At 75.9% G+C, this 21,694-nt stretch carries 13 protein-coding genes; 11 read left to right on the plus strand and 2 right to left on the minus strand.

Going from position 1 to position 21,694, the window contains the following annotated elements; translation table 11 throughout:
* The first annotated feature begins 42 nt into the window (after positions 1-42).
* The 4 genes from coaE (at position 43) to WDZ17_RS05580 (ending at position 5,794) form a co-directional block, all read left to right on the plus strand.
* Entirely contained in the window at positions 43-1,200 is a 1,158-nt protein-coding gene (gene coaE / locus WDZ17_RS05565; protein WP_339574140.1) for a dephospho-CoA kinase, read from the plus strand.
* Positions 1,201-1,265: 65 nt separating this feature from the next.
* Positions 1,266-3,377, plus strand: coding sequence for an excinuclease ABC subunit UvrB (uvrB, locus tag WDZ17_RS05570; protein ID WP_339574141.1), 2,112 nt, complete (start codon positions 1,266-1,268; stop codon positions 3,375-3,377).
* Positions 3,378-3,668: 291 nt separating this feature from the next.
* Positions 3,669-4,802: a TerC family protein gene (locus WDZ17_RS05575; RefSeq protein ID WP_339574142.1), complete on the plus strand. Its 1,134-nt coding sequence runs from the start codon at positions 3,669-3,671 to the stop codon at positions 4,800-4,802.
* Entirely contained in the window at positions 4,799-5,794 is a 996-nt protein-coding gene (locus tag WDZ17_RS05580) for a TerC/Alx family metal homeostasis membrane protein (protein ID WP_339574143.1), read from the plus strand. Before WDZ17_RS05575 ends, WDZ17_RS05580 begins: the two co-directional genes overlap by 4 nt.
* 21 nt (positions 5,795-5,815) lie before the next feature.
* Here the strand turns inward: WDZ17_RS05580 and WDZ17_RS05585 are convergent, their stop codons facing one another.
* Together WDZ17_RS05585 and WDZ17_RS05590 are read right to left on the minus strand one after the other, a co-directional pair.
* Positions 5,816-6,469 carry an MBL fold metallo-hydrolase gene (locus tag WDZ17_RS05585; RefSeq protein ID WP_339574144.1) on the minus strand — a complete coding sequence of 218 codons (654 nt, stop codon included), beginning with the start codon at positions 6,467-6,469 and terminating at the stop codon, positions 5,816-5,818.
* A complete protein-coding gene (locus tag WDZ17_RS05590; RefSeq protein WP_339574145.1) occupies positions 6,466-8,358 on the minus strand; it encodes a glycoside hydrolase family 15 protein in 1,893 nt (630 codons plus the stop codon). Before WDZ17_RS05590 ends, WDZ17_RS05585 begins: the two co-directional genes overlap by 4 nt.
* A gap of 144 nt (positions 8,359-8,502) precedes the next feature.
* On the opposite strand from WDZ17_RS05590, the gene WDZ17_RS05595 reads away from it, so the two are divergent.
* The 7 genes from WDZ17_RS05595 to whiA all read left to right on the plus strand — a co-directional run bounded on the left by WDZ17_RS05595 (position 8,503) and on the right by whiA (position 21,493).
* Entirely contained in the window at positions 8,503-10,029 is a 1,527-nt protein-coding gene (locus tag WDZ17_RS05595; protein WP_339574146.1) for a glucose-6-phosphate dehydrogenase, read from the plus strand.
* A gap of 96 nt (positions 10,030-10,125) precedes the next feature.
* The gene (gene uvrA / locus WDZ17_RS05600; RefSeq protein WP_339574147.1) at positions 10,126-13,113 is read left to right on the plus strand and encodes an excinuclease ABC subunit UvrA; all 2,988 of its coding nucleotides are present in this window, start codon (positions 10,126-10,128) and stop codon (positions 13,111-13,113) included.
* A gap of 223 nt (positions 13,114-13,336) precedes the next feature.
* On the plus strand, positions 13,337-15,826 hold the full coding sequence (locus tag WDZ17_RS05605; protein ID WP_339574148.1) for an EAL domain-containing protein: 2,490 nt from the start codon (positions 13,337-13,339) through the stop codon (positions 15,824-15,826).
* 51 nt (positions 15,827-15,877) lie between these two features.
* Complete coding sequence (gene uvrC / locus WDZ17_RS05610) at positions 15,878-18,076, plus strand: excinuclease ABC subunit UvrC (RefSeq protein ID WP_339574149.1); 2,199 nt, start codon at positions 15,878-15,880, stop codon at positions 18,074-18,076.
* A 383-nt stretch (positions 18,077-18,459) separates the two neighbouring features.
* Positions 18,460-19,428 (plus strand): RNase adapter RapZ, encoded by a 969-nt coding sequence (rapZ, locus tag WDZ17_RS05615; protein ID WP_422631842.1) that lies wholly within the window; start codon positions 18,460-18,462, stop codon positions 19,426-19,428.
* A gap of 29 nt (positions 19,429-19,457) precedes the next feature.
* Entirely contained in the window at positions 19,458-20,522 is a 1,065-nt protein-coding gene (locus WDZ17_RS05620; protein ID WP_422631843.1) for a gluconeogenesis factor YvcK family protein, read from the plus strand.
* On the plus strand, positions 20,513-21,493 hold the full coding sequence (gene whiA / locus WDZ17_RS05625; RefSeq protein ID WP_339574152.1) for a DNA-binding protein WhiA: 981 nt from the start codon (positions 20,513-20,515) through the stop codon (positions 21,491-21,493). The genes WDZ17_RS05620 and whiA overlap by 10 nt, the downstream gene beginning before the upstream one ends.
* Positions 21,494-21,694 lie beyond the last annotated feature (201 nt).

The raw sequence follows: 21,694 nt of genomic DNA on the forward strand, positions 1-21,694 counted from the left end.
CGGCGCGTCCGGCCGCCGGTGGCGGCGGCCTAGGGTGCCGTCGTGCTGAGGGTGGGGCTGACCGGGGGGACGGGCGCGGGGAAGACCACCGCGGCGGGGCGTCTCGCGGCGCTCGGGGCGCTCGTCGTGGACGCCGACGCGTTGGCGCGCGAGGTCGTGGCGCCCGGCACCCCGGGACTCGCCGCGGTCGTGGGCGAGCTCGGCCACGACGTCCTCGCGCCGGACGGCTCCCTGGACCGACCCGCCCTGGCCGCCCTCGTCTTCGCCGACCCCGGCCGTCGCCGGGCCCTCGAGGCGATCACGCACCCCCTCGTCCGCGAGCGACGCGACGCCCTGGTCGCCGCGGCGGCGGCCGACGCCGTCGTCGTCGACGACATCCCGCTGCTCGTGGAGACCGGGCGGGCGGCGCAGTGGCCGCTCGTCGTCGTCGTCGCCGCGCCGCTGGAGGTCCGCGTGCGCCGCCTCGTCGAGACCCGCGGCTGGGCCGAGGCGGACGCCCGCGCGCGCGCCGCCGCGCAGGCCTCGGACGGCGAGCGCCTCGCCGCGGCCGACGTCGTGCTCGACGGCGCCGGTGACCCGCAGGCGCTGCGGACGCAGGTCGACCGGCTGTGGCGGGAGCGGCTCCTGCCCTTCGAGGAGCACCTCCGGCACGGCGAGCGGGCCGCGCGCCCGGCCCGCGCCGAGCTCGTGCCCCCGGACCCGACCTGGCCGGCGCAGGCGGCCCGCGTCGTCGCGCGGGTGCGCCGTGCGGCGGGGCGGCGCGCCCTGTCGGTGGAGCACGTCGGGTCGACCGCCGTGCCCGGTCTGCCGGCGAAGGACGTCCTCGACCTCCAGGTGGTCACGGCGGACCTGGCGACGGCGCAGGAGGTCGCGGGCGACCTGCGGGACGCCGGGCTGGTGCAGCCGCCGGGGGAGTGGGAGGACGAGCTGCCGGACGGCCGGACGGAGCCGAAGGGCTTCGCGACGAACGCCGACCCGGCGCGGGCCGTCAACTGCCACGTGCGGCCGGCGGGCCGGCGGACGGAGGACGTCCTGCTGCTGCGCGACCTCCTGCGGGCGCACGCCGACGAGCGCGACGCCTACGCCGGGCTGAAGGCGCGGCTCGCGGCGCAGCCGCACGGCTCCGTGGACGAGTACGCGCACCGCAAGGGGCCGTGGATCCGCGCCGCCCTGGAGCGGGCCCGCGGCGAGCGCTCCTGACGCCTCCGAGCCGTCGCCCGCGCCTGCACGGACGGCTGTCGGAGGGGGCGCCTACCGTTGGACGCATGAGACCGGTCACCGACCTCCAGCGCACCGTCGCCCCCATCGAGGTGGTGTCGGAGTACTCGCCGAGCGGTGACCAGCCGACCGCCATCGCCGAGCTCGCGCGGCGCGTGGAGGCGGGGGAGAAGGACGTGGTGCTCCTCGGCGCCACCGGCACCGGGAAGTCGGCCACGACGGCCTGGATGATCGAGAAGCTCCAGCGGCCGACCCTCGTCATGGCCCCGAACAAGACCCTCGCGGCCCAGCTCGCCAACGAGTTCCGCGAGCTGCTGCCCCACAACGCGGTCGAGTACTTCGTGTCCTACTACGACTACTACCAGCCCGAGGCCTACGTGCCGCAGACCGACACCTACATCGAGAAGGACAGCTCGATCAACGACGAGGTCGAGCGGCTGCGGCACTCGGCGACGAACTCGCTGCTCACGCGGCGCGACGTCGTCGTCGTCGCGTCGGTGTCGTGCATCTACGGCCTCGGGACGCCGCAGGAGTACGTGGACCGGATGGCCCGCCTGCACGTGGGCCAGCAGATCGAGCGGGACGACCTCCTGCGCCGCTTCGTGGGCATGCAGTACACCCGCAACGACCTGGCCTTCACCCGGGGCACGTTCCGCGCCAAGGGCGACACGGTGGAGATCATCCCCGTCTACGAGGAGCTCGCCGTCCGCATCGAGTTCTTCGGCGACGAGATCGAGCAGCTCTACACGCTCAACCCGCTGACGGGCGAGGTGGTCGCGCAGGAGCAGGAGATGTACGTCTTCCCGGCCACGCACTACGTGGCGGGCCCGGAGCGGATGGAGCGGGCCATCGGCACCATCGAGGCCGAGCTGGCCGCCCGGCTCGCCGAGATGGAGCAGCAGGGCAAGCTGCTCGAGGCCCAGCGGCTGCGGATGAGGACCACCTACGACATCGAGATGATGCGCCAGGTGGGGTCGTGCTCCGGCATCGAGAACTACTCGCGGCACATCGACGGCCGGGAGCCGGGCACGGCGCCGAACACGCTGCTCGACTACTTCCCCGAGGACTTCCTGCTCGTGCTCGACGAGAGCCACGTCACGGTGCCGCAGATCGGCGCGATGTACGAGGGGGACATGAGCCGCAAGCGCACCCTCGTCGACCACGGCTTCCGGCTCCCGAGCGCCATGGACAACCGCCCGCTGAAGTGGGAGGAGTTCCTCGGGCGCATCGGCCAGACCGTCTACCTGTCGGCGACGCCGGGGGCCTACGAGCTCGGTCGCGGCGACGGCCACGTCGAGCAGATCATCCGCCCGACCGGCCTCGTCGACCCCGAGGTCGTCGTCAAGCCGACGAAGGGCCAGATCGACGACCTGCTCGAGGAGATCCGCGGCCGGGCCGAGAAGGACGAGCGGGTCCTCGTCACCACGCTGACGAAGAAGATGGCCGAGGACCTCACGGACTACCTGCTGGAGCACGGCGTGGGCGTGCGCTACCTGCACTCCGAGGTCGACACGCTGCGCCGGGTCGAGCTGCTGCGCGAGCTGCGCCAGGGCGAGTTCGACGTCCTCGTCGGCATCAACCTGCTGCGCGAGGGCCTCGACCTGCCCGAGGTCTCGCTCGTCAGCATCCTCGACGCCGACAAGGAGGGGTTCCTGCGTAGCGGGACCTCGCTCATCCAGACGATCGGGCGCGCCGCCCGCAACGTCTCCGGGCAGGTGCACATGTACGCCGACACGGTGACCCCGTCGATGGCGAAGGCCATCGACGAGACCAACCGCCGGCGTGACGTCCAGCTCGCGTACAACCGCGAGCACGGCATCACCCCGACGGCGCTGAAGAAGAAGATCCGCGACATCACCGACATGCTCGCCCGCGAGGACGCCGACACGGCCGAGCTGCTCGGCGGCGGCGGGCGCCAGCAGTCCCGGGGCAAGACGCCCGTGCCGGGGATGGCCTCGCGCGCGGGCGAGGACGTCGGCGACCGCCGGCAGCGCGCGGCGTCCATGCCGGCGGCCGAGCTCTCCGGGCTCATCCAGGACCTCACGGACCAGATGCACGGTGCCGCCACGGAGCTGCAGTTCGAGCTGGCCGGGCGGCTGCGGGACGAGATCTCCGACCTGAAGAAGGAGCTGCGGGGGATGCAGGCCGCGACCGCCTGAGGTCGCGCCTGGCGCGTCCTCGACCGGCGCCGCCGAGGGCCGCGGCGTGGGCTCGCCGCCCCGCCGTCCGGCGTGCGCCGTTTGCCGCCGCGGGACGCGCCCCCGCATACTGGCGGACGTCGAGGAGGGGAGTATCCCTGCGCGACGGCCTCGTCATCACGACGCGCCCCGGTCCGGACGGCTCGCCCGTCCCGGTCGGGAGCCTCCGGGGCCGTCGGTCCCGCGCCTCCGGGCTGTCGGGGCGGGAGAGACCTCCGGTCGTGCACCACTGCTGCCCTCCGGAGGACCACCATGGACGTGCCCATCTGGGTGTGGGCGATCACCGTCGCCGGCATCGTCGCGATGATCGGCTACGACTTCGTCGTGCACGTGCGGACGCCGCACAGCCCCAGCATCAAGGAGGCCGCCGTCTGGTCGGCCGCCTACATCGGCATCGCCGTCCTCTTCGGGCTCGGCGTGCTCGTCGTCTCCGGCGCCACCTTCGGCGGCGAGTACTTCGCCGGGTACATCACCGAGAAGAGCCTGTCGGTCGACAACCTCTTCGTCTTCGTGCTGATCATGAGCAGCTTCGCGGTGCCGCGCGAGTACCAGCAGAAGGTGCTGCTCATCGGCATCGCCCTGGCGCTCGTCTTCCGGACGATCTTCATCGCGCTCGGCTCCGCCGTCATCGACAACTTCGCCTGGGTGTTCTACATCTTCGGCGCCTTCCTCATCTACACCGCCTGGGCGCAGGCGAGGGCGGGGCGGACCGACGACCACGCGGACGAGGAGTTCCAGGAGAACGCCGTCCTGCGGCTCGCCAAGCGGGTCCTGCCCACCACGGACGCCTACCACGGGGACCGCTTCACCACGAAGGTCGACGGCAAGCGCCTGGTGACGCCGCTCCTCGTCGTGATGATCGCCATCGGCAGCGCGGACCTGCTGTTCGCCGTCGACTCGATCCCGGCCATCTTCGGCCTCACGCAGGAGCCGTACCTCGTCTTCACGGCGAACGCCTTCTCGCTGCTCGGGCTGCGCCAGCTGTACTTCCTCATCGACGGGCTGCTCGACCGCCTCGTCTACCTGCACTACGGGCTGGCGGCGATCCTCGGCTTCATCGGGGTGAAGCTCCTCATCCACGCGCTGCACGAGAACGAGCTGCCGTTCGTCAACGGCGGGGAGCACGTCACGGCGATCCCCGAGATCCCGACCTGGCTGTCGCTGGCCTTCATCGTCGTGGCCCTCGGCATCACCACCCTGCTGTCGCTGCGCGCCCGGCCGCACGGCCCGGCGGGCGGGGACGGGGAGCCGGGCGGCGGCGTGCCCTCGGCCACCCGCTCGCCCGTGGGCGAGGGGGAGCGTGGCGGCGCCGCGCTCGACGACGTGCCCGACGACGCCCCCGCCGGCCCGGGCCGTCCCCGCCCGGGCGAGGGCGAGCGCGGGTGAACGTCCCCGGGTGGCTCTGGGCGGCCACCATCGTGGCGGCGGTGGCGTTCCTGACCGTCGACGTCGTGGCGAGCCGGCGCAACCCCCACACGCCGAGCACGCGCGAGAGCGCCCGGCACCTCGCCGGCTTCGTCGCCGCGGCGGTCGTCTTCGGGCTCGGGGTGTGGTGGTTCGCCGGCGGGCGCGCCGCGGGCGAGTTCTACGCCGGCTGGCTCACCGAGTACTCGCTGTCGGTGGACAACCTGTTCGTCTTCCTGCTCATCTTCCGGCGCTTCGCGGTGCCGCGGGAGCTGCAGCAGAACGCGCTGCTCATCGGGATCGTGCTCGCGCTGGTGCTGCGGGCCGCGGTCATCGCCGTCGGCGCGGGCCTGATCTCGGCGTTCAGCTGGGTGTTCTTCCTCTTCGGCGCCTTCCTGATCTTCACCGCGGTCAACCTTGTCCGGGGTGCCGGCACGGACGAGGACGAGGAGGAGTTCCAGGAGAACCGCCTCGTCCGCCTCGTGCGGCGCGTCACCCCGGTGACGCCCGACTACCGGGGACCGACCCTCGTCGTCCGCGAGGGCGGGCGCCGGGCGGTGACGCCCATGCTGCTCGTGCTCGTCGCGCTCGGGACGACGGACCTGCTCTTCGCCCTGGACTCGATCCCGGCCATCTTCGGCCTGACGAGCGAGCCCTACATCGTCCTGACCGCCAACATCTTCGCGCTGATGGGGCTGCGCCAGCTCTTCTTCCTCGTCGGGGACCTGCTGAAGAAGCTGATCTACCTCGACCTCGGCCTGGCGGTGCTGCTCGCGTTCGTCGGCGTCAAGCTCGTGCTGGAGGCGCTGCACGACAACTCGCTGCCGTTCCTCAACGGCGGCGAGCCGGTCGAGTGGGCGCCGCTCGTGCCGATCTGGCTCTCGCTCGTGGCGATCGTCGCCATCCTCGGGACCACGGCGGCCGTGTCGCTGCTCGTCAGCCGGCGCCGCGAGCGGGCGGGTCGGCGGGGCTGAGCGCCTCCCGCGCCGCGCCGGTCACCAGCCCCGCTCCCGCCACGCGGCCAGGTGGGGCCGCTCGGCCCCCAGCGTCGTCGGCTCGCCGTGCCCGGGAAGCACCTCGGCGCGGTCGGGCAGGACGGAGAAGAGGCGCTCGACGACGTCGTCGAGCAGCCGGGCGAACCGCGCGGCGTCCCCGCCCGTCGCGCCCACGCCACCGGGGAAGAGGCTGTCCCCGGTGAGCACCAGCACGCGCCCCGAGGGGTCGTGCAGCACGAGCGCCACCGACCCGGGCGTGTGCCCGCGCAGGCCGACGACGTCGAGCCGCAGGTCGCCCACCTCGACGACGTCGCCGTGCCGGAGGACGCGGTCGGGAGGGACGGGCAGGTCGCCGGCGTCCGGCTCGCCCACGAGCACCTGCGCCCCGGTGGCGCGCACGACCTCCGGCAGCGCGCGGTGGTGGTCCCGGTGGCCGTGCGTGGTGACGACGGCGTCCAGCCGGCCGCCCGCGAGGTCCAGCAGCCGCGGGGCGTCGTCGGCGGCGTCGACGAGCAGCTGCGCGCCGGTGGCGGTGCACGTCAGCAGGTAGCAGGCGTTGTCCATCTCCGAGACCCGGGCCGTCGACACGCGGACGGCCTGCAGCACCGGCCGCGCGGCGTCGAGGGCCCCGCCGCCCGCGGGGGCGTCGGTCACCGGTGGCCCTCCGGCTCGCAGCTCCCCAGGGCGTCGGCCGCCCGCACCAGCGCGAGGTGGCTCAGCGCCTGCGGCACGTTGCCGGCCTGGCGTCCGGCGCCGGCGTCGTACTCCTCCGACAGCAGGCCCAGGTCGTTGCTGCACGCGAGGCAGCGGTCCATCAGCGCGTGGGCGTCCTCGAGGCGGCCGCTGCGGGCGTACTGCTCCACGAGCCAGAAGGAGCACGCCATGAAGGGGTGCTCGTCCCCGCTGAGCCCGTCCAGGCCCGGCCCCGTGTCGTAGCGCAGCAGCAAGCCGTCGCGCAGCAGGTCCTCCTCGAGGGCGCGCACCGTGCCGAGCATCCGCGGGTCGTCGGCGGGCAGGAAGCCGACCTGGGCCAGCATGAGCAGCGACGCGTCGACCTGCGGCGAGCCGTACACCTGCGTGTACGTGCCCCGGTCCGCGTCCCAGCCGTGCTCCTCGACCTCCGCCCGCACCCGGTCCCGCAGCTCCGCCCAGCGGTCCGCGGGACCGTCCATCCCGCCCTCGCGGACGGCGCGCACGCCGCGGTCGAGCGCCGCCCACACCATGACGCGGGAGTGGGTGAAGTGCTGCAGGTCCCCGCGCATCTCCCAGATGCCGTGGTCCTTGCGCTCCCAGTTCTCCTCGACGTAGCCGAGCAGGGCCCGCTGCAGGGGCCAGGAGAACTCGTCCTCCGGCACCCCCTCGCGGCGGGCGCGGTCGAGCGCGACGAGGACCTCGCCGAGCACGTCCGCCTGGTACTGGTCCACCGCCCCGTTGCCGGTGCGGACCGGGCTCGAGCCCTCGTACCCCGGCAGCTGCGGCTGCTCGTGCTCCGGCAGCTCCCGCTCCCCGGCGAGGCCGTACATGATCTGGACGTCGTCCGGCTCGCCGGCGACGGCGCGCAGCAGCCAGCGGCGCCACCGCTCCGCCTCCTCCCGGTAGCCGTGGGTGAGGAGGGCCTCGAGCGTCAGGGCGGCGTCGCGCAGCCAGACGTACCGGTAGTCCCAGTTGCGCTCCCCGCCGAAGTCCTCGGGCAGCGACGTCGTCGCCGCGGCGACGATCCCGCCGGTGTCCGCGTGCGTGAGGGCACGGAGCACGAGCAGCGACCGGCGGACGGCGTGCGGGTGGTGCTCGCCCGGGTCGGCCCGGTCGGCCCAGTCCTGCCACCAGGCGAGCGTGGCCGCGAGCCGCTCGTCGACGTCCAGCCGGGAGGGCATGTCCCGGAAGGAGCGGTACCAGGTGAGGCTCACGTCGTGCCGCTCGCCCTCCTCCTGGTCCCACTCGCCCGCGTGGCGGTGGTCGTCCGGCGTCGGCATGGGGCCGCCGCGCAGCAGGAAGGCGTCCGGGCCGGCGACGGCGAGCAGGCCGTCGAGGCCGTCCGGGTCGCTGACCCGCCGGACCCAGGGCATGACCTTGGCGTACTCGGGGCGCACGACGAGCTCCTGGCGCATCCGCACGCTGCCGCGGACGCCCTCGACGCGGCGCACGACGTCGGCGCGGTCGTCGTTGGTCGGCATCAGGTCGGTGACCCGGACGACGCCGGTGGACGTCGTCCAGGTCGTCTCGAGGACGAAGGAGTCGTCGACGTAGCGGCGCTCGCACGTGGCGCCGTCGTCCACGGGCCGCAGGAGCCACCGGCCGTGCTCGGCGGAGCCGAGGAGGGCGCTGAAGACGGCGGGGGAGTCGTACCGCGGCAGGCAGAGCCAGTCCACGCTGCCGTCGCGGCCCACGAGGGCGGCGCTGTGGCAGTCGCTGATGAGGGCGTAGTCCTCGATGTGCAGGCCGGGCCCGCCCGTGGCCGGGGAGCCGGAGGTCGGCGAGGACCCGCTGGTCGAGGACGTGCCGGTGGTCGAGGACGAGCCGGTGGTCTGCGGGGAGGCGGGCATGGACGCAGGCTGCCACGGCGCGCCGCCGCGCACGCGCGGTGCTTGCGGCGGCCGCGGGGAGCCGCGAGGGTGTCGCGCGGTCGAGGGGGCACGCCGGCGTCCGCCGCGACCGCCGACCCCGCCCGCCACGTCAGGAGCCCGACCGTGACCACCCTCATCGTCCTGGGCGCCGGCGGCGACCTCGCCTCGCGGCTGCTGCTGCCCGGCCTCGCCGACCTGCTGGTCAGCCACCACGGCGAGGAGCTCGACCTCCGCCTCGTCGGGGCGGACCGCGACGAGCACGACCAGGGGTGGTGGACCGAGCGGGTGCGCACCGCGGCCGAGAGCGCCGGCGCGTCCGGGCCGTCCGTGGACCGCCTCGTCGCGACCACGCGGTACGCGCGCACCGACGTCGCCGCGGACGGCGACCTCGCCCGGCTGCTGGCCGACGCCGCCGCGTCCGACGTCGGGCCCGACGCCGGCTCCCGCAGCGCTCCCGCGCGCGGCGGGGGGGACGTCGTCTGCTACTTCGCGCTGCCCCCCTCGGTCACCGCGGCGGCCTGCCGGGCCCTGGACCCGGAGCAGGTGCCGGCGGGGACGCGTCTGGTGCTGGAGAAGCCCTTCGGCCACGACAGCGCCTCGGCCGCCGAGCTCAACGCCGTCCTCACCCGCCTGGTGCCGGAGGAGAACGTGCACCGGGTGGACCACTTCCTCGGGAAGTCGACCGTCCTCAACATACTCGGCCTGCGGTTCGCCAACCGGCTGTTCGAGCCGCTGTGGAGCGCGGCGCACGTCGAGCGCGTCGACGTCGTCTTCGACGAGGACCTCGGCCTCGCGGGGCGCGCCGGGTACTACGACGGCGCCGGGGCACTGGCGGACATGGTCCAGAGCCACCTGCTGCAGCTGCTCGCGCTCATCGCCATGGACCCGCCGGCCACGATCTCGGCGCGCGACCTGCGCGACCGCAAGGCGGAGGTGCTGCGGGCGACCCGGCTGTGGGACGAGGACGACCCCGCGTCGTGCACGCGCCGGGCGCGCTGGACCGCCGGCCGCCTGGGCGGGCAGGACGTCGGCGCCTACGCCGACGAGCCCGGCGTCGACCCGTCGCGGGAGACCGACACGCTCGCGGAGGTCGTCCTCGCCGTCGACACGTGGCGGTGGGCGGGCGTCCCGTTCCGCCTGCGCTCCGGCAAGGCGCTGGGGCGCCGGCGCAAGGAGGCCGTCGTCACCTTCCGGCACGTGCCGCACCTGCCGACCGGCCTGCTCGGGACCTCCTCCCCGACGCGCCTGCGCATCGGCTTCGGGCCGGACGACATCACGCTCGAGCTCGACGTCAACGGCCAGGACGACGCCTTCTCCCTGGAGCGCAGCAGCCTGCGGACCGAGCTCAGCCCGGGCGAGCTCACCGCCTACGGCCAGGTGCTGCTCGGCGTCCTGCACGACGACCCGACGCTGTCGGTCCGCGGCGACACCGCGGAGCACTGCTGGCGGGTCCTCGAGCCGGTCGTCCAGGCGTGGCGCTCGGGGCGGGTGCCGCTGGAGACCTACCCGGCGGGCAGCGGCGGGCCACCTGGGCGGGGGCTGCTGGAGGACGTGGACGCGCAGGGGTGCGCCGACGGCGCGCCCGCCCCGGCACCCGGCCCGGAGGCCTCCGGGCCGGGACGGCAGGACGAGGACCCGCCGGTCTCCTGACGAGGCCGTCACCGCCGCCACGGGCCGCGTCCGGGCCGTCCTGCCCCGCCCGCTGCCCGCGGACCCGCTGTCGGCGGGCGCGCCTACGATCGCGGGGTGCAGTCAGAGCTCGTCATCCGCGGCGCCCGCGAGCACAACCTCCGCGACGTCTCGATCGACCTCCCCCGGGACGCGATGGTGGTGTTCACGGGCCTGTCGGGCTCCGGCAAGTCCTCGCTCGCCTTCGACACGATCTTCGCCGAGGGGCAGCGGCGCTACGTCGAGTCCCTGTCGGCCTACGCCCGCCAGTTCCTCGGGCAGATGGACAAGCCGGACGTCGACTTCATCGAGGGGCTGTCGCCGGCCGTCTCCATCGACCAGAAGTCCACGAGCCGCAACCCCCGCTCGACGGTGGGCACCATCACCGAGGTCTACGACTACCTGCGCCTGCTGTGGGCCAGGGCGGGCCAGCCGCACTGCCCGGTCTGCGGCGAGCCCATCGGCCGGCAGACCCCGCAGCAGGTCGTCGACCGGCTCCTGGAGATGCCGGAGGGCACCCGCTTCCAGGTGCTGGCGCCCGTGGTCCGGGGCCGCAAGGGCGAGTTCGTCGAGCTCTTCGCCGACCTCCAGACCAAGGGCTTCTCGCGCGCGCGGGTCGACGGCGACGTCGTCTCGCTCGCGACGCCGCCCCAGCTCGACAAGAAGTTCAAGCACGACATCGAGGTCGTCGTCGACCGCCTCGTCGTGCGCGAGGGCGCGAAGCGGCGCCTCACCGACTCCGTGGAGACGGCGCTCGGCCTGGCCGACGGCGTCCTGCTCGTGGACCTGGTGGACGCCGCCGAGGGCGAGCAGAAGGAGCGGCGGTTCTCCGAGCGGCTCGCGTGCCCGAACGAGCACCCGCTGACCCTGGACGAGGTCGAGCCGCGGACCTTCTCGTTCAACGCCCCCTACGGCGCGTGCCCCGAGTGCTCCGGGATCGGGACCCGGCTGGAGGTCGACCCCGAGCTGCTCGTGCCCGACGACGAGCTCACCCTCGCCGAGGGGGCGATCGCGCCGTGGGCGAGCGGCTCGGGCTCGGCGGACTACTTCCAGCGCGTGATGCGCGGGCTCGCCGACCAGCTCGGCTTCTCCATGGACACCCCCTGGCGGGCGCTGCCGAAGCGGGCGACGACGGCGCTCCTGCAGGGCCACGAGCACGAGGTGCACGTCCGCTACCGCAACCGGTTCGGGCGCGAGCGCGCGTACTCGACGGGCTTCGAGGGGGTCGTGCCCTTCGTACGGCGGCGGCACTCCGAGACGGACTCCGAGTGGTCGCGCGAGCGCTACGAGGGCTACATGCGCGAGATCCCGTGCCCGGTGTGCCGGGGCACGCGGCTGCGCCCCGAGGTGCTCGCGGTCACGGTGGGGGGCCGGTCCATCGCGGAGGTCTGCGCCCTGCCCGTCGACGAGTGCGCCGCCTTCCTCGGCGCGCTGGAGCTCGCCCCCCGCGAGCGCCAGATCGCCGCCGCCGTGCTGAAGGAGATCAACGCCCGCCTGGGGTTCCTGCTCGACGTCGGCCTCGACTACCTCTCCCTCGACCGCGCGGCCGGCACCCTGTCGGGCGGCGAGGCCCAGCGCATCCGGCTGGCCACGCAGATCGGCGCCGGCCTCGTCGGCGTCCTGTACGTCCTCGACGAGCCCAGCATCGGCCTGCACCAGCGCGACAACCGCCGGCTCATCGACACGCTCACGCGGCTGCGCGACCTCGGCAACACGCTCATCGTCGTCGAGCACGACGAGGACACCATCCGGGCGAGCGACTGGGTCGTGGACGTCGGCCCGGGCGCCGGCGAGCACGGCGGGCACGTCGTCCACTCCGGCCCGGTCCAGGGCCTGCTGGAGCACGACGTCTCGTTGACGGGCAAGTACCTCTCGGGCCGGATGTCCATCCCCCTGCCCGAGCGCCGGCGGCCCCGGGACCGCTCCCGCCAGCTCGTCGTGAAGGGCGCGCGGCAGAACAACCTCGCGGGGGTCGACGTGGCCTTCCCGCTGGGCTGCCTCGTCGCCGTCACCGGGGTCTCCGGGTCGGGCAAGTCGACCCTCGTCAACGACATCCTCTACACGGTCCTCGCCAACCGGCTCAACGGCGCGAAGCGCGTGCCCGGCCGGCACCGCACCGTCACCGGGCTGGAGCACCTCGACAAGGTCGTCCACGTCGACCAGAGCCCCATCGGCCGCACCCCGCGCTCCAACCCGGCCACCTACACCGGGGTGTGGGACCACGTCCGCAAGCTCTTCGCGACGACCACGGAGGCCAAGGTCCGCGGGTACCAGCCGGGCCGCTTCTCCTTCAACGTCAAGGGCGGCCGCTGCGAGAACTGCCAGGGCGACGGCACCATCAAGATCGAGATGAACTTCCTCCCCGACGTCTACGTGCCGTGCGAGGTCTGCCAGGGCGCGCGGTACAACCGGGAGACGCTCGAGGTGCACTTCAAGGGCAAGACGGTCTCCGACGTCCTGGAGATGCCGATCGAGGAGGCCGTCGACTTCTTCGCGGCGGTGCCGGCCATCTCCCGGCACCTGCGGACGCTCGTCGACGTGGGCCTCGGCTACGTGCGGCTCGGCCAGAGCGCGCCGACGCTGTCCGGCGGCGAGGCGCAGCGGGTCAAGCTGGCGTCGGAGCTCCAGAAGCGCTCGGCCGGGCGCACCGTGTACGTCCTCGACGAGCCGACGACCGGCCTGCACTTCGAGGACATCCGCAAGCTCCTCGGCGTGCTGCAGGGCCTCGTCGACAAGGGGAACACCGTCCTCGTCATCGAGCACAACCTCGACGTCGTCAAGAACGCCGACTGGGTCGTCGACATGGGCCCCGAGGGCGGCGGCGGCGGCGGCCGCGTCGTCGCCGAGGGCACGCCGGAGCAGGTGGCGCGCCACGCCGGCAGCCACACCGGCCGCTTCCTGGCCGAGGCGCTCGGCGTCCCGCCCGAGGAGCGGCCGGACGCGCCGCCGGACGTGCGGTCCTCCGCCCCGGCCGCCGGCCGGGGGAGCCGGCCGTCCGCGGGACCGCCCGACCACGTCGACGGCCCGCCCGCGCCGCGCCGCCGCGAGGCGGCCGCGCCGGCCTGACGCGGCCGGCCCGTAGCCGCGAGGCGGTCGGGTGGGGCGGTGCGGCTGGGTGGGGCGGTGCGGCTGGGTGGGGCGGTGCGGCTAGGTGGGGCGGTGCGGCTGGGTGGGGCGGTGCGGCTAGGTGGGGCGGTGCGGCTGGGTGGGGCGGTGCGGCTGGGTGGGGCGGTGCGACCGGGGGCCGCCACGGCTCAAGGAGCGCACGGCGCCCGCCGACCACGAGGGCGTGACCACCACGCCCCGGGACCTCGTCGCGGCGTCGCCGGGGCACCCCGCGCCGGGGCGCGAGGTGCTCCGGGCGCTCGCCGTGGCGCTGGCGGTGGGTGCGGGCTGCGCGGCGGCCGTCGTCCTGACCGGTGTGCTCTCGCACGAGGCCGCCCCCGCGGTCGCCTCCTTCGTCGTCGCGACGAGCGGCCTCGTCGGCGGCGTCGTCGTGCTGGCCCGGCGCAGCCCTCCGACGGCGCGCGCCTCCCGCCGGTGGCTCGCCGCCTCGGCCCTGGCCTGGTGCGGCGGCGAGATGGTCAGCGTCCTGCTCGACGTGCTCCTGCCCGGCCCGCCGCCACGGCCGAACGCCGGCGACGCGCTGAGCCTCCTCGCCGGGCCGCTCGCCATGACCGGGGTCCTCCGCCTGCCCCGGCCACCGGGGCGCTCGGGCGCGCTGCGGACCCTGTCGGTGGACGCCGTCGTGCTGGCGCTCGGCACCGCCGTGGCGGTGTGGATGGCCTGGTTCTCCTCCGAGGGCGCCTCGTCGGCGCTCGTCGGCTTCTGCGTCGTCGTCGTGCTCCTGTACCTGCTGCTCCTGGGGCTGCTCGCCCAGGTGGCCATGGTGGGACGGGACGCCGGCGTCGTCGTCCTGATCGCCGGGCTCGCGGCCCTCGCCCTCGGGGACCTCGCCGTCACCCGGGAGCTCGTCGCCGGGGCGGCCGTCTGGGACTGGCGGCTCGCGGCGGTGCAGTGCTTCGCGTGGCCCGTCGTCCTCGGCGGCGTCGACGGCGTCGGCCGCGGCGCGCTCCTGGGCCGGCGCACCGGCAGGACGGACGAGGGCGAGAGCTACGCCGCGGTCGTGACGACGGCGGCCGTCTACGTCGTCTGGCTCGTCGCGCTGGGCGTCTTCGTCGCGACCGGGGCGGACGTCGTCACCGCGGTGCTCGGTCTCCTCGCCGTCGTCAGCGCGGGGCTGCGCGAGGTGCTGCGGCTGCGCTCCCGGCTGCGGGCCGTCCGGCGGCTGTCGCGCCAGGTCCGGGTCGACGCGCTCACCGGCCTCGGCAGCGCCCGGGCGCTCGCGGACGCCTTCGACGAGCTGGCCGGCGACGGCGGCGCCGCGTCGATGGTCCTGCTCGACCTCGACGGCTTCGCCGAGGTGGACGAGCGCCTCGGCCGCACCGCCTCCGACGTCGTCCTCGTGGGCGTGGCGGAGGCGCTCGCCCGTCGCTTCGAGGAGGCGCGGACCTTCCGGGCCGGGGGCGACGAGCTGGTCGTGCTCCTCGCCTGCGGGCCGGAGGAGGCGACGTCCGCGGCGGACGAGGCGCGCGCCCTCGTCGCGGCCGAGGCGGGCGCCCGCGGCCTGCCCGCGCTGACGGCGAGCGCCGGGATCGCGGGCGTGGACGCGGGCCCGGGACGGGGCCCGGGGACGGAGGGGGTGCCGGCGGCCCGGGACGTCCTCGCGGAGGCCACGACGGCCGCGGCCTCCGCCTCCCGCGCGGGCGGGGACCGGACCACCTGCTTCCGCGGGGCCGTCGCCGAGCGGCTGCGCCGCCGCGCCCTCGTGGAGCGCCGGCTGCGCCGGGCCCTGGCCGAGGACGCCCTGCACGTCGAGCTGCAGCCCCTCGTGCACCTCGGGACGGGCCGGCTGAAGGGCTTCGAGGTGCTCTCGCGGTGGGAGGACGAGGTCCTCGGCCGCGTCGGCCCGGAGGAGTTCGTCGAGGTCGCCGAGCACGCCGGCCTGGTGCCCGGGGTCGGGCGCTCGGCGATGCGCCGCGGCCTCGCGGCCCTGCGCGCCAGCGGCGCCGTCGAGCGCGGGCTGACGCTGTCCGTCAACGCCTCGCCGCTGGAGCTGCGCGACCCGGCCTACCCCGACCTCGTCCTCGCGGCCCTGGCCGCCGAGGACGTGCCCGCCACCGCCCTCGTCGTCGAGGTGACCGAGAGCCTCCTCGTCGAGGAGGACGACCCCGCCCTCGGCGTCATGGCGGCGCTGCGGGCGGCGGGCACGCGCATCGCGGTCGACGACGTCGGCTCGGGCTACGCCTCCCTGACCTACCTCGCGCGGCTGCCCGTCGACGTCGTGAAGGTCGACCGCTCGCTCGTCGCGGCCATGGACGACGCGCGCACGGCGCGCGTCCTGGAGGCGCTCGTGGGCCTCAGCCGGGCGCTCGGGCTCGTCGTGCTCGCCGAGGGCGTCGAGGAGCCGTGGCAGGTCGCACCGCTCGCGGGCTACGGCGTCGCGCTGGGCCAGGGGTGGCTGTGGTCGCGGGCCCTGCCGGTCGAGGCGCTCGCCCCCCTCGTGCGGGAGGACGCCCGGCGCCACCCGGGGCCCGTGCCGTCGTCCCCGCCCGTGCCGTCGTCCTCGCCGGGGCAGGGCGTGCCGGCGACCGCCTCGGCGCGGCGGCCGCCGGCGCTGCCGGCGCAGCGCCCGAAGGGGGAGGGCGCCGCGGCCGGCGTGCCCGGGAGCACCGGTGCACGGACGGAGGCGGGTGGGCCGGACGGGCTGCGGCGCTGACCGGGCCGCCGGAGGGGCGGAGGCGTCCCGGGGGCGACCTACCCTGGAGCGGTGGCCGACCCGTCCTCCTACCGCCCGCGGCCGGGGGAGGTCCCCGACTCCCCGGGCGTGTACCGGTTCCGCGACAGCCACGGCCGCGTCATCTACGTCGGCAAGGCGCGCAGCCTGCGGCAGAGGCTGGCGTCGTACTTCCAGGACCTCGCCGGCCTGCACCCGCGCACCCAGCAGATGGTGACGACCGCGGCCTCGGTGGAGTGGACGACGGTCGCGACCGAGGTCGAGTCGCTGCAGCTGGAGTACTCCTGGATCAAGGAGTTCGACCCGCGCTTCAACGTCAAGTACCGGGACGACAAGTCCTACCCGTACCTCGCCATCACGATGGGCGAGCCGATCCCTCGCGTGCAGGTGATGCGGGGGACCAAGCGGAAGGGGACGCGGTACTTCGGCCCCTACACGCACGCGTGGGCCATCCGCGAGACCGTCGACCTCCTCCTGCGCGTCTTCCCCATCCGCAGCTGCTCCGCGGGCGTGCTCCGCCGCGCGGCCCAGGTGGGACGGCCGTGCCTGCTCGGCTACATCGGCAAGTGCTCGGCCCCCTGCACGGGGAAGATCAGCGAGGAGGACCACCGGGCGCTCGCCGAGGACTTCGCGGACTTCATGGCCGGGAGCACCGCCAAGTTCGAGCGCCGGCTCGAGGCCGAGATGCGCGACGCCGCGGCCGACATGGACTACGAGCGGGCCGCCCGTCGTCGGGACGACCTCGGTGCCCTGCGCCGCGCGCTCGAGAAGAGCGCGGTCGTGCTGCCCGACGCGACGGACGCCGACGTCTTCGCCCTGGCCGAGGACGAGCTCGAGGCCGCCGTCCAGGTCTTCCACGTCCGCGGCGGCCGCATCCGCGGCCAGCGGGGCTGGGTCGTGGAGAAGGTCGAGGACGTCACCACCGCGGGGCTCGTCCAGCACCTCCTGCAGCAGGTCTACGGGGACGCGGGCACGCTCTCGTCGGCGGCCGCGGACCGCGAGGACGCCTCCGCGCGCCGGCCCGGCGAGGAGCGCACGGCGCCGACGGGCGCCGTGCCCCGCGAGGTGCTCGTTCCCGTGGAGCCGGCGGACGCCGCCGACGTCACCACCTGGCTCACGGGCCTGCGCGGGTCCACGGTCGACGTCCGCGTGCCGCAGCGCGGCGACAAGCGGGCCCTCCTGGAGACGGTGGCGAAGAACGCCTCGCAGGCGCTGGCCCTGCACAAGACGCGCCGTGGCGGCGACCTCACGACGCGCAGCCTCGCGCTGGCCGAGCTGCAGGAGGCGCTGGGCCTGGACGAGGCCCCGCTGCGGGTCGAGTGCTACGACGTCTCGAACCTCCAGGGCACCGAGGTCGTCGCGTCCATGGTCGTCTTCGAGGACGGCCTGCCGCGCAAGGGGGAGTACCGGCGCTTCGCCGTCCGCGGGGAGTCGGTGCGGGCCGGGGACGCCCAGGACGACACGGCCGCGCTCCACGAGGTGATGCTGCGGCGCTTCCGCCGGCACCTCGTGGACGGGATCCCGTCCGCGGGGTCGCCGGCGCCCGAGGAGGTCGCCGCGCCGGCGGACGGCGACGTCGAGCCGGTGCCCGCCGGTGGGGGGCGCGTCCGGGACGAGCAGGGAGCCACCGCGGCCGGGGAGGCGGGCCACCAGCCCGTCGACCCGGAGACCGGGCGCCCGCGGCGCTTCGCCTACCCGCCGCAGCTCGTCGTCGTGGACGGCGGGCAGCCGCAGGTCGAGGCGGCCGCCCGCGCCCTCGACGAGCTCGGGGTCACCGACGTGGCGCTCGTCGGGCTCGCCAAGCGGCTGGAGGAGGTCTGGCTGCCGGGGGAGGAGTTCCCCGTCGTCCTCCCCCGCCAGAGCGAGGGCCTGTACCTGCTGCAGCGGGTCCGCGACGAGGCCCACCGCTTCGCCATCACCTACCACCGGCAGCGCCGCAGCTCCTCGATGACGCGCAGCGCCCTCGACGACGTCCCGGGTCTCGGGCCCGCGCGGCGCCAGGCGCTGCTCAAGCGCTTCGGCTCCCTCAAGCGGCTGCGCGCCGCCACGGTGGACGAGGTGTGCGAGGTGCCGGGCGTCGGACCCGCGACCGCCCGCGCCGTGCTGGACGCCCTCGCCCCGGCCGGCGAGCGCGTCCCCGCGCAGACGTCCTCGCGCCGGGAGGGCCGCGGCGGGGCCGAGGAGGCACCGCTGCGGGTCAACACCGCGACGGGCGAGCTGCTCGACGACTGAGACGGGCGGACGTCGACGCGCGCCGCCGCCGCTGCGATCATCGCGGGGTGAGCGACGAGCGCCCCGGCGCGGACCAGACGCCGCCCGAGCCCCCGGCCCCGGGACGACCGAGCCCCTGGGGCAACCTCGAGGAGACCGGCGAGGTCCCCGTCGTCGACGGGGACGACGCGGGGCGGACGGCCCTGACGGCGGGCCGCCCCGGGGGTCCGGGCCGCCCCGGGCCCGCGGCCGGTGACGGGCCCGCGGCCGGTGACAGGCCCGCGGCCGGTGACAGGCCCGCGGCCGGTGACGGGCCCGCGGCCGGTGACGAGCCCCCCGGCTGGTCCGCCACCTCCTCCGGCCCGCCGGCGTCGTCGCTGCCCGCGGCCGGCGGTCAGGTCCCCGTGCCGGCGGGCGGCGACGCCCCGGGCGGCGGTGACGCCGGCGGTGCCCCGGTCGGCGAGGACGGTGCCCCGGTCGGCGAGGACGGGCCCGGGCCGGCCCGCGACCCCGGGACCACGGAGGTCCTCGTCATCACCGGCATGTCCGGCGCCGGGCGCTCGACGGTCGCCGACCGGCTGGAGGACCTGGGCTGGTACGTCGTCGACAACCTGCCGCCGCAGATGCTCGGCGCCCTCGCGGGCCTCGCCGCCCGGGCCCGTCGGGGGCTCCCGCGGGTGGCGGTGGTCCTCGACGTGCGCGGCCAGGAGTTCTTCCCCGAGGTCCAGTCCGCGCTGGGCGAGCTCCGCGGCCGCGGGGTCGTCGTCCGGGTGCTGTTCCTCGAGGCCTCCGACGAGGCGCTGGTCCGACGCTTCGAGTCGGTCCGCCGGCCGCACCCGCTGCAGGCCGGCGGCCGCATCCTCGACGGCATCCGGCGCGAGCGGGACCTCGTCGCCGCCCTGCGCGGCGGTGCCGACCTGCTCGTCGACACGAGCGCGCTCAACGTGCACCAGCTCGGGGCGCGCGTCGCGGAGGACTTCGGGGAGCGCGGGCGCCCGCAGCTCCAGCTCACGGTGATGTCCTTCGGCTTCAAGTACGGCATCCCGGTCGACGCCGACCACGTCAGCGACGTCCGCTTCCTGCCCAACCCGTACTGGGACCCCGCGCTCCGGGCGCACACGGGGCAGGAGGACGTCGTCCGCGACTTCGTCCTGGCCCAGCCCGGGGCCGAGCAGTGGCTGGAGCGGTACTCGGCCGCCCTGGAGCCCGTGGTCGCCGGCTACCGGCGCGAGCACCGCGGCTTCGCGACCGTGGCCGTCGGCTGCACCGGGGGCAAGCACCGCTCCGTCGCCCTCGGCGAGCAGCTGGCCGCGCGCCTCGCGGGCACCGACGTGAGCACGCGCGTCGTCCACCGCGACCTGGGTCGCGAGTGAGGCCGCCGACGGCGCCGGCCACCGGGGCGCTGCCCGCCGCGCCGCCCGCGGCAGGGCGCGTGCCGGGGGAGGGGGTCACCGCCTCGCCCTCCGTGGTCGCCCTCGGCGGCGGGCACGGGCTGTCGGCCTCGCTGACCGCCCTGCGCCACCTCACCGAGCACCTCACCGCCGTCGTCACGGTGGCGGACGACGGCGGCTCCAGCGGGCGCCTGCGCGAGGAGCTCGGGGTCCTGCCCCCCGGGGACCTGCGGATGGCGCTGGCCGCCCTCTGCGACGACGCCGACTGGGGGAGCACCTGGCGCGACGTCGTGCAGCACCGCTTCTCCGGCCGCGGCGACCTGCGCGGGCACTCCGTCGGCAACCTGCTCATCGTCGCCCTCTGGGAGCTGCTCGGCGACACCGTGGCGGGGCTGGACTGGATCGCCCACCTGCTCGGGGCCAGGGGGCGGGTGCTGCCGATGTCGCTCGTCCCGCTCGTCGTCGAGGGCGACGTCGCGCCGCCGGACGGGGGCGCCGCCCGGGTCGTGCGCGGCCAGGTGGCCCTCGCGACCGCGACGGGGCGGATCGGGGACGTGCGCCTGGACCCGGCGTCCCCGCCCGCCTGCCCCGAGGCGGTCGAGGCGGTGCTCGAGGCGGACTGGGTCGTGCTCGGGCCGGGGTCGTGGTTCACGAGCGTGATGCCGCACCTGTGCGTGCCCGAGCTGGCGGAGGCCCTCACCGGCACCCGGGCCCGCCGCTGCGTCGTGCTCAACCTCACCTCCAGCCAGGCGGAGACCGCGGGTCTCACGCCCGCCGACCACCTCGCCGCGCTCGCCCGGCACGCGCCGGACCTGCGGCTGGACGCCGTCGTGGCGGACCCGCGCTCGGTGGGGGTCGAGGCCGCGGAGGCCCTCTCCGCGGTCTGCGCCGACCTCGGCGCGCAGCTCGTCCTGCGCCACGTGGCGCGCTCCTCGGCGGCCGAGGTCCACGACCCGCTGCGCCTGGCGGCCGCGTTCCGCGACGCCTTCGAGGGCGCCGAGCCTGCCGGGCACCGGGGCGCCGCCGCACCGCCCGGGGACCGACGGGGCGGTGCGAGGATGGGGGCATGGCACTGACGGCGCAGGTCAAGGACGAGCTCAGCCGCCTCCCCGTCACCCGCTCCTGCGACCGCAAGGCCGAGACCTCGGCGGTGCTGCGCTTCGCCGGGGGCCTCCACATCGTCTCCGGGCACGTGGTGGTCGAGGCCGAGCTGGACACCGGGGCGGCCGCCCGCCGGCTCCGCAAGGACGTCACCGAGGTCTTCGGCGCCTCCTGCGACGTCGTCGTCCTGTCGCCGGGCGGGCTGCGCCGCGGCACGCGCTACGTCGTCCGGGTCGTCCGGGACGGCGAGGCGCTCGCCCGCCAGACCGGCCTGCTCGACGGCCGCGGCCGGCCCGTGCGCGGGCTGCCGCCGCAGGTCGTGGGCGGCGCGGCGTGCTGCGCCGAGTCCGCCTGGCGGGGCGCCTTCCTCGCGCACGGCTCGCTCACCGAGCCCGGCCGCAGCGCGTCGCTGGAGATCACCTGCCCCGGCCCCGAGGCCGCGCTGGCGCTCGTCGGCAGCGCGCGCCGGCTCGGCGTCGCCGCCAAGGCCCGCGAGGTGCGGGGCGTCGACCGCGTCGTCGTCCGCGACGGCGACGCCATCGGCGCCCTCCTGACCCGCCTCGGCGCCCACGACGCGGTCCTCGTGTGGGAGGAGCGGCGGATGCGCCGGGAGGTGCGGGCCACGGCCAACCGCCTCGCGAACTTCGACGACGCGAACCTCCGACGCTCGGCCCGCGCCGCCGTGGCCGCCGGGGCCCGGGTCGAGCGGGCGCTGGAGATCCTCGGCGACGACGTCCCCGAGCACCTGCTCGTCGCCGGGCGGCTGCGCTGCGAGCACCGCCAGGCGTCGCTCGAGGAGCTGGGCGCCATGGCCGACCCCGTCATGACCAAGGACGCCGTCGCCGGCCGGATCCGCCGGCTCCTCGCCATGGCCGACCGCCGCGCGGCCGAGACCGGCGTCCCCGGCACGGAGGCCGGCCTCACGCCGGACATGCTCGAGGTCTGAGACCACGGCGTCAGGCGCGCCGGCACGTGTGACCCGCATCACATCCGGGGGCGGGTCACCCCGTACCGTCGGGGCGGCATCCCCTAGGGTCGGCGGCGAGGGCCGCGCCCGGGCGGGCAGGACCACCGACCGCGGTGGCACCCGTCGCGCCCGGCGGCCCGGCCAGCCGAGCAGCACCGACCGTCCGCCCGCTCCCCCGCG

The organism is Pseudokineococcus basanitobsidens (assembly GCF_037482545.1).
Lineage (GTDB): Bacteria > Actinomycetota > Actinomycetes > Actinomycetales > Quadrisphaeraceae > Pseudokineococcus > Pseudokineococcus basanitobsidens.